This window comes from Streptomyces sp. NPDC001880, from assembly GCF_053594575.1.
In genome coordinates this window covers 1-7,608 of sequence record NZ_JBSFET010000155.1, presented here as the reverse complement: position 1 = coordinate 7,608, position 7,608 = coordinate 1, and the positions used below count along the sequence as shown (strand labels likewise).

Genomic DNA, 7,608 nt, shown 5'->3' with positions numbered 1-7,608 from the left:
CGGCACCGGATGACCGCCCCCGACCACCGCACCGAGATGACCGTCCGCTTCGTGATCTGGGACCAGATCACCGGCACCACCGCCCCGCCCACCGCAGCGTGACCCAGGCCCCCGCCCGACCCCCACACGCCCTGACGCGCCCTCAATCGATCAACACCCCACCAACGTGACAACGCCTTCCATCGCATGGTCCAGCCGGTGGGGGGCCAGCCTCATGACGGCCATGTAGACACATTTGAGCGCCGTGGCCTCGTTCGGGATGTGCCCTTGAGCCCGTACAGCCTTGCGTATGCGGGCGTTCACATCAATGCCGCGTTGGTCGTGCAGACAATCCGTCGGATCTCCATGTCGAACTGAAGGAAGGGAACGAACTCGGCCTGGGCATAGTCTGTCTGGACATACTCGTGCCGTAGACCTCGGCCAGGTGAGCGGAGATATCACTGTGCGTCAGGTCCCGTGTGGACAGGGAAAGCACCATCTCGGCCACACCAGTCAGCTGCCGCTGACGCTTCTTGACGATCTGGCGGCTCAAAGCTGCCCTCCCGATCTCGCGGGACGGCCTGCGGTCTGACACTGCACTGTGCTGCTACAAGCGACTCGTCCGACTCACCACATAGGACACGGTCTTACTTGTCCGGCCTCGCCGTCAGTACCCGTGGGGGCGCCGGTTGGGGTCGAACTGTTGGACCTTCTTGGCGAGATTGGAACCGTCGATGGCGACGCCATACCGGCTGCGGACGTACCGCATCGCGGCGGCGATGCATGCCACAGGATCGTAGATGTTCACCGAGGTACCGGGAGCGTGGCGCTGGGCGAATGTCTGCGGGATGCACTGCACGATGCCCCGGGAGCACTGGAAATGTGTGAGCGCGCCGTTCAGCCTCACGATCCGCCCATCGCCCAGATAGCCGTCCCCAAAGTCCTTGACTTTACTGAAGCCGGGAGGTGTTTTGGCGTTGGAGTCCCACAGATTGCAGGCGTTGGGGTTGCCGGACGACTCGCGCGCGACGGCTGTCTTGAAGCCCTTCACCCAGTAGTTGCTCGCCTGGACTCCGGCTGCCGTACTTGCCTGCCTGATCCAGTCCTCCAGTGTGCCCTCGGGTGTGTACCGATGGAACGTCACCTGCTTCGGGTCGAGCTGCCCCCTGGCATCGACGCCGGTACTACCCGTCGTCCCGTCCACCGAGAAGCCGGTACGCACCCGGAACAGTCCGGCGCGCTGACCGAGTTCCGTCAGCGACTGCGTGCCGGGTGTCCCGACGGCGTCACTGCCGGAGAAGTGCAGCACCGTACGACGAAACTCGTCGTAGAGGGTCTGAGTGGCGGTCTCGAAGATCCCGCGTTCGTCGGCCGCGTTCGTGTGCATGACCCTCGCGAGCCCGTCCTGCACCAGAGCCACATCGGCCTTCGGGCTGGCGTCCCCGCCCGGCTGCGCCTGCTCCTCCTGGGCACTGTGCGTTGAGGCCCAGACTACCTGGTTCAGGTTGACCCAGGCCTGCTCTGCGGCCGGGGACGAACCCGCCCTGACGTTGAAAAGCTCTGACTGCTTGCCCAGTTCGACCAGCTCCTGCGTGCTGGGAACGCCGTGGCCGTCCGCCTCGGAGCGGCCCAGCTTCTCCGTGCGGAATCGCTCGAAGAGCTCTTGTGTCTCCGCTACGAACACGGAGTGCGGGTCGTCCGGGGCGACGCCCATGACCTTCGCCAACGCATCCTGTACGAGAGCGACATCGTCCGCCGTGGTGCCGTCGTCGTTTCTTGCGGCCTGCTCTTCGGCCGTAGGGTGAGTGGCTGCCCAGGCGAGCTGGTTCGAGGACACCCACGGCAGCGCCTCTTCAACCTCTGCCACGGGCAGTGCATCGGACTCACGGTGCGAGGCAGCGGCCATATAGGTATATCCGGGTTTGTTCTTCAAACCCGGATCGGCCGTGACAATTCCCTCAGTGAATTTCGGCAGCCCGTATCCGTAGAGATAGCCGTCCCGGCGGGCACGCTTTTTCAGGTACACTCCGTTGCCTTCGGACGAACCGTTGGCGTTGGTGTTCCCTTCGATGGTGTACGCATAAGCCGCGTCGTACTTGTAGACGAGTCCGACGTGCTGGCCTCCTGAGCTACCGAAAAACACCATCGCCCCGATCGCGGGATAATATGAGAATCTGCTGCGGCTCTTGTACCAGTTGACAGCCGTCGGGCATGAGGCGGTCACAGGTGCCAGACTCTTCACGCCGGCCTGCTGGAAGGCCCAGGACTGGAAGGTCTGACACCATGCCTGGTTCTGTGACCACTCCAGTCCGGGAACAGCGGGGGAAAACTTCTGATGGTTGTTGTAGCGGCCGTTCGAGAAACCTTCGCGGTATCCTACTTCGTGCTTCTCAATGGCGATGAGGGTGTCCGTCTGGCTCATCGTTTTCCATCTCCTTTCCCGCAGTCTGCGGGCCCAGAGAACGAAGGAACACTACGGGAATTCGGCCACCGGTCACTAGGCCGGCGCGGCCGTTATTGAGCCGAAACGGCTACGTGATCGCGTAGCAGACCTGTGGGGCCTTGAAGTAGCCGCACACGATGCGGGGCTGGCACTGCCGTCGGCGAAGGAAGCGGCGGGTCTCGTGGGCAAGGTGGTCGGCTGATGTGGCTCTGCCTGCGTTGACGTGCCGCTTCAGGTCGGCGTTCAGCAGCTCGCGGTGCAGGCGACAGCCTGCCGCATGTCCCCGACCTCGATCACACCCTGTCAACGAGCAGGCAATCAAGCCGTTTTGACTCATTATGTACATGTTATCGCTGGTGGTGCGGTGCCGCAGCTCATTCCTCATAGATCGCCTGTGGCTACGCCTATGGCCTCGCGCTTTCGCGCGCCCAGCAGACTGGAGGGCCTTGTCACGTTGTTGAGTGCGTGACGTTTTGATGGCACGTCGGGACGTGGTGGGCCTGCGGCCCGGGCCTGTGTCAGGCCATGATGGGCAGGTTGGCAGCGCCGGTGATCTTGTCCCAGATCGCGAAGTGGTGGTCATTTCGGTGTGGTGGTTCGAGGCGGTCATTCGGTGGCGGCTGGGTCGGAGCGGAGTAAGACGCCGCTGAACGCGGCCAGGAACCGCTGTGCTCCGCCGACGCTACAGGCGCCTTTCATCGCGCGCTCGTGTTGCCGCGTGGGCTGGTGGCTGTTCTCGTCCTGGTTGTCCAGGCCCTTATGCGAACGGGTCGGTGCCGATCACCCGCGGGACCTCACGCGTCTTTTTCCGTAGACGGCGGAAGAAGCGCCGGGCGGCGGCCTTGTCCCGCCGGTTCTGAACGAGGGTGTCCAGGACGTTGCTGCCGGCGTTGACGGCCCGCCATAGCTACTTCAGCCCCCCCTTTGATCTTCACGAACACCTCGTTCAGATGCCATTCGTCCCCGGGCCCGGCCGACGGCGGCGCAGTCCGTTCGCACAGGCCTGCCCGAACTTGGTGCACCACCGCCGGGGGTACCGATGCTGTGGAGACCGAGGTTAGGGCGACCACACCAACATCGCCGTCCCCACCCGCCATCACGCCCGCCACTCGAGCCGCCCTCTGGCCGCACTCAGATGGACATAATCAACCAGAACTCACGTGCCCAACCGGACGGAACGACAATACGCAACGTTCATGGGGGTTTCGTGCGGGGGTTCACTACCAGAATTTGCCGCCACTTCAACAATTTGTGCTTCAACTAAAAGGGAACGCCTTTGACAGACCCCTCCGTTGCGCGCCTACTGAAGAAGAGAGAGAAAAGAAGCGATTTTATCAGCGGCAGGAGGAATGCCATGACTGAAAACTCTGTTTTCAGGGGCACCGCGGCCGCCATGTGGTCGGATTTCTGAGCCGTCTGCCCCAGTCCTGAGGCGAGAGACAGGATGAACGAGGAGTTGCAGAGGCTCCGGGATACGTCGCCGATGGCCCGGCAGTTCGTGCCGAGCGGGGAGCCGCGGATGCGCGGATTCAACGACAACGTTTTTTCCCCCGAGATGTTCACGGCCGGCGCCCCTTCCGGGGTCCTCCGAAGAGCGGCTGCCGAACGTGCCCCGCTCAGGGGCACCGTCCGGGTGGTCACCGTGCTGGTGGACTTCCCCGACAAGAAGATAACCGCAAGCAAGGAGCACTTCGAGAAGCTCTTCTTCTCAGAGAGCGAGCTTCCACACGGCAGTGTGCGCGACTACTTCCGGGAGGTCAGCCATGGTCTGGTTGACATCGTCGGCGAGATCATCGGTCCCGTACGGTTGCCGCACGAACTCTCCTGGTATGCGAACGGGAACTTCGGCATCGGCAAGCCGACCGGAGAACCCCGCGCGCAGCGGGCGCCCCCGCACGCCAGGCTGACCGCGCCGAACCCCGCGACATCCCACGGCACCGACGAAGGTGGACGGCTACTGGACCGCACCGCCGTTCGGCGGGACCTCGGCGGCGGCGCCGGTGATCGCCGGCGTCTACTTGTCTCCGCGCGACGGATGCGCAGCGTGCTGACCCGCCCGCTCAACAGCAGGCCAGGGGCTCCCGGCGCTTTCATCGGGGTGATGCCCGACTGGCACAAGTTGATCGCCAACGAGTTCGTCTAGACCAGCGGAGAGAACGCACATGCCCGCAGACGAGGTACCGGTCGAGATGGCGGCCGCACTCAACGAAAACGCCTTCGGCCTGCTGCAGCTCGAGGGTGTGAACGGCATCGACGTCGGGGTCGATGACGCCGGCGAATACAGGCTGCGACTTATGGTGAACGATCCGGACGACCCACCCTTGGGGCTGCCGGACTCGATCGGGGGATTCTCGTACGTCCTCGTCGTCGGCACACCGCGACTGGAGCAGGCCGGGATTCCGGACCAGAAGACCTACGGCATGCCGGGCGTCGATCCGATCATGGGTGGAATCCAGCTCGGGCCCGCGGCGATCGTGGGTGGAGACGTGCACGCGGGCACGCTCGGTTGCGTCTTCCGCGACCCGGCCGGGTTGCCGGTCGCGGTCAGCAACGCACACGTCATCTGCGGCGCGGTCGGTGATCCGATCCAGCAGCCGGCACCGCAGACCGACCCGGCACCGACGATCGAACGGCTCGGCTCGCTGCGGCAGTGTCTGGCGCCCGACATCCCGTCGCTGTTCCCCGGTGGTCTGGTCTCCGGCTTCTTCGACGCCGCGCTGTGCTCGGTCGACGGCGGGCGCACGGCGGAGGTCGGGCGGATCGCCGACATCGGTATCGCGACGGCCATCTCGTCGCCGCGGATCGGTTCGGTCGTGCGCAAACGCGGGTACCGCACCGGGGTGTCGCACGGGGTGGTCGAGGGCACGCTCGGCGCCTACGCGGCGCACAACCACGACGGCAGCGAGCGCTGGATACTGCTCGGACAGGTGTCGGTCGTGATGATCCCCGACCTCGGGCTGAATCCGCAGGGAGTGTGGTCGCGGTCGGGGGACTCCGGGTCGGTGGTGGTGAACGAGAGCAACGAGATCGTCGCCCTGCACTGGGGTGGCGACGGGATGCGCGGCTACGCAACGGATTTCGCCGCGATCGCGGTCGCGTTCGGGCTCGGGCTGTAGGCGGGCACCGTGGCGATCTTCGGCAAGCCCGGGGCCAGTTACCTGCATCCCGGCCGGCTCGACATCTTCGTCCGCTCCCGCGAGGCCACGCTGGTGCACCTGTGGCTCGCCGACGGTGTACCCGGCGCCCTCGACCTGGGCGGCCGGGTGGACCGGTTCGCCGAGCCGGTTGCCGTTCACCGGGAACCGCAGGGCTCGACGTGTTCGCGGTCTGGGGAATGGCATGCACCGGTGCTGTTGCCGCGCAGCGAAACCCTGGAGTCCGGCATGGCCTCGGTCGCGGCGATCGCCTGGACCGACGACCACGGATTCGTCCGGCAGGATGTGTACGGCCGACTGGGAGACGGCACCCTCCGGCATTGGGGGTACGGCTATTTCGCCGGCCCCGATCCGACCCGGTGGTGGGGGCCGGATCCCATCCGCCCGGAGCGGCTGCCGTTCGAGGCCGCAGTGGCGGCGCGCGGGCCCGACATCATCTTCCGAGACGAGGACGGGCGGCTGCACCAGTGGATCTGGCAACACCGGGAACGCCGCTGGGACGGCTTCTCGCCGCTCACAACCGGCTGGCACGCTGATCCAGTCATCGTCGAGCGCACCGGCGGCCCGCCGGGTATCGACTTGGTTGCCCAGGTCGAGGCGGACAAGGTGCGGGGGGCGCGATCGTCAGCTCCATGCATTCTCCCCCTGTATCTGACAAGCTGTTGTCTTTCCGATCGTGCGGTCGTTCTTGATCGAACAGGGAGCTGGATCGGGTGAGTTCGCCGCTGTGCGGGCATGAAGAAAGGGCCTTCTGGTGGCTCGCGGCTATCGAAGCCAGAGCGACAGGGAGGCCGTTGTTGTTGCAGTCTTGCGAGGTCCCGTTCGTTCAGTCCAGCCCGCCCACCCCAGAGTGTGACTGTCTCGCCCACAGGCACTGTCACGTTGTTGGGTGGGTGTCTGACGGCGTGACAGTGCCCGGCGAAGTCCGACGTGCCGTCGCAACAAACCACCAGACGGTTGCCCATGACAATCCTCCTCGCCGGAGCGCGGAGCGGTATACAGCAGCATCTCCAGTTTCCCACCGCACGGTTGGCCTCACCAGAAAGCGGCGGCCCACGCCTCGGCGCCGGTGCCAGCGCGCGACGACCTGCTGGGGAGGAGGAGGCACTTACCTGGCGGCATGTTCACGCTACGTTCCACTTGTCTTCGCCGAGCCACCCTTCGGGGTCGGTGAGTTCATCGGGGATGCCGAGAGTCGGTGTCACGATGGAATCACGACTGGACCGCGCGAGGACACCGTAGAGCTTGAACGTATGCACAGTGAAAGCATCGAGCTTCGATTTCAGTTCCGGCCCGACGGCCACGATGAAGGAATTGGAGCTCTCGCCTCCTTGAAGGGTCCACTCGACGATCCACAAGTAGGTTCGCTCTTCGGTGTCGTCCTTGACGATCACATGGCGATAAGCAGCGGAAGCTCGAGGAGGCGGTGCGGGAGCGCGGGGTGGCGCTCTCCGCAAACCCCGAGAACAAGACCCGCCGAGTACTCACCGCGTTGGTGGCGGCCGGATGCGGCCGCCACGCCTGACCGGCCTCCTCCGCCCACGGCAGGGCGACCCGCCGGGCCGTCACGCGATGTCCGTCACGCGGCCGGCGCCTGGGGGTCCCGGGCCGGTTTGCCAGCTGTGTTGTTCGGCCCGCCCACCGAGTTCAGGACGTTCTGCGGTGCTGTCACGTTGTGGAGCGTGTGAGTGCCTGACGGTGTGTCGGGTGGGTGGTGGGGCCGGGTTCCGGCTCCGGGCTCAGGCCGCGGCAGGCAGGGCGGTCGCGCCGGTGATCTGGTCCCAGATCGCGAAGCGGATGGCCATCTCGGCGCGGTAGTGGGCGGCGGTCATCAGGTGGCGGCGAGGCCTGAAGTGGGGTGAGATGCCGCTGAAGGCGGACAGGAATTCTTGTACGGCGCCGGCGGAGCGGAAGCCCTTCATCGCCCGTTCGCGCTGCCGGGTGGGCTGGTGCGAGTTCTCCGCCCGATTGTTCAGACCCTTGTGGGAACGGTGTTCGACGGAGGGCATCACCTCGCGGTGGGCCGCGCCG

At 65.5% G+C, this 7,608-nt stretch carries 7 protein-coding genes and 4 pseudogenes; 4 read left to right on the top strand and 7 right to left on the bottom strand.

Annotated elements, in window-relative coordinates; all coding sequences use genetic code 11:
- Positions 1 to 102: pseudogene (locus ACWCQ6_RS34695) on the top strand (IS6 family transposase); the annotation flags it as partial.
- Between the two features lie 71 nt (positions 103 to 173).
- On the opposite strand, the pseudogene ACWCQ6_RS34690 reads toward ACWCQ6_RS34695, so the two are convergent.
- The 5 genes and pseudogenes from ACWCQ6_RS34690 to ACWCQ6_RS34670 form a co-directional block, all read right to left on the bottom strand.
- Positions 174 to 383, bottom strand: a pseudogene (locus ACWCQ6_RS34690) (transposase); the annotation flags it as partial.
- Positions 377 to 557, bottom strand: a pseudogene (locus tag ACWCQ6_RS34685) (transposase); the annotation flags it as partial. The pseudogenes ACWCQ6_RS34690 and ACWCQ6_RS34685, both read right to left, overlap by 7 nt.
- Before the next feature lie 89 nt (positions 558 to 646).
- On the bottom strand, positions 647 to 2,401 hold the full coding sequence (locus ACWCQ6_RS34680; protein WP_451096126.1) for a hypothetical protein: 1,755 nt from the start codon (positions 2,399 to 2,401) through the stop codon (positions 647 to 649).
- A gap of 539 nt (positions 2,402 to 2,940) precedes the next feature.
- Positions 2,941 to 3,452 (bottom strand): annotated as a pseudogene (locus ACWCQ6_RS34675) (DDE-type integrase/transposase/recombinase); the annotation flags it as partial.
- A 230-nt stretch (positions 3,453 to 3,682) separates the two neighbouring features.
- Positions 3,683 to 3,985 carry a hypothetical protein gene (locus ACWCQ6_RS34670; protein WP_451096124.1) on the bottom strand — a complete coding sequence of 101 codons (303 nt, stop codon included), beginning with the start codon at positions 3,983 to 3,985 and terminating at the stop codon, positions 3,683 to 3,685.
- Positions 3,986 to 4,055: 70 nt separating this feature from the next.
- Here ACWCQ6_RS34670 and ACWCQ6_RS34665 point away from each other — a divergent pair, with 70 nt between their 5' ends.
- Genes ACWCQ6_RS34665 through ACWCQ6_RS34655 form a run of 3 tightly spaced genes read left to right on the top strand, consistent with a single transcriptional unit; the run spans position 4,056 to position 6,294 of the window.
- Positions 4,056 to 4,565 carry a hypothetical protein gene (locus tag ACWCQ6_RS34665; RefSeq protein ID WP_451096122.1) on the top strand — a complete coding sequence of 170 codons (510 nt, stop codon included), beginning with the start codon at positions 4,056 to 4,058 and terminating at the stop codon, positions 4,563 to 4,565.
- 19 nt (positions 4,566 to 4,584) lie between these two features.
- Positions 4,585 to 5,538: a hypothetical protein gene (locus ACWCQ6_RS34660; RefSeq protein WP_451096120.1), complete on the top strand. Its 954-nt coding sequence runs from the start codon at positions 4,585 to 4,587 to the stop codon at positions 5,536 to 5,538.
- A gap of 9 nt (positions 5,539 to 5,547) precedes the next feature.
- The gene (locus ACWCQ6_RS34655) at positions 5,548 to 6,294 is read left to right on the top strand and encodes a hypothetical protein (RefSeq protein WP_451096118.1); all 747 of its coding nucleotides are present in this window, start codon (positions 5,548 to 5,550) and stop codon (positions 6,292 to 6,294) included.
- Positions 6,295 to 6,701: 407 nt separating this feature from the next.
- On the opposite strand, the gene ACWCQ6_RS34650 is transcribed toward ACWCQ6_RS34655, so the two are convergent.
- Entirely contained in the window at positions 6,702 to 6,971 is a 270-nt protein-coding gene (locus ACWCQ6_RS34650; RefSeq protein ID WP_451096116.1) for a hypothetical protein, read from the bottom strand.
- 345 nt (positions 6,972 to 7,316) lie between these two features.
- Positions 7,317 to 7,608: DDE-type integrase/transposase/recombinase (locus ACWCQ6_RS34645; RefSeq protein ID WP_451096114.1), on the bottom strand; the 292-nt coding region annotated here is incomplete at its 5' end.

Excerpts from the sequence above, each read along its gene's own strand:
- ACWCQ6_RS34680 (WP_451096126.1), bottom strand. The coding sequence starts at position 2,401 with ATGAGCCAGACGGACACCCTCATCGCCATTGAGAAGCACGAAGTAGGA.
- ACWCQ6_RS34660 (WP_451096120.1), top strand. The coding sequence starts at position 4,585 with ATGCCCGCAGACGAGGTACCGGTCGAGATGGCGGCCGCACTCAACGAA.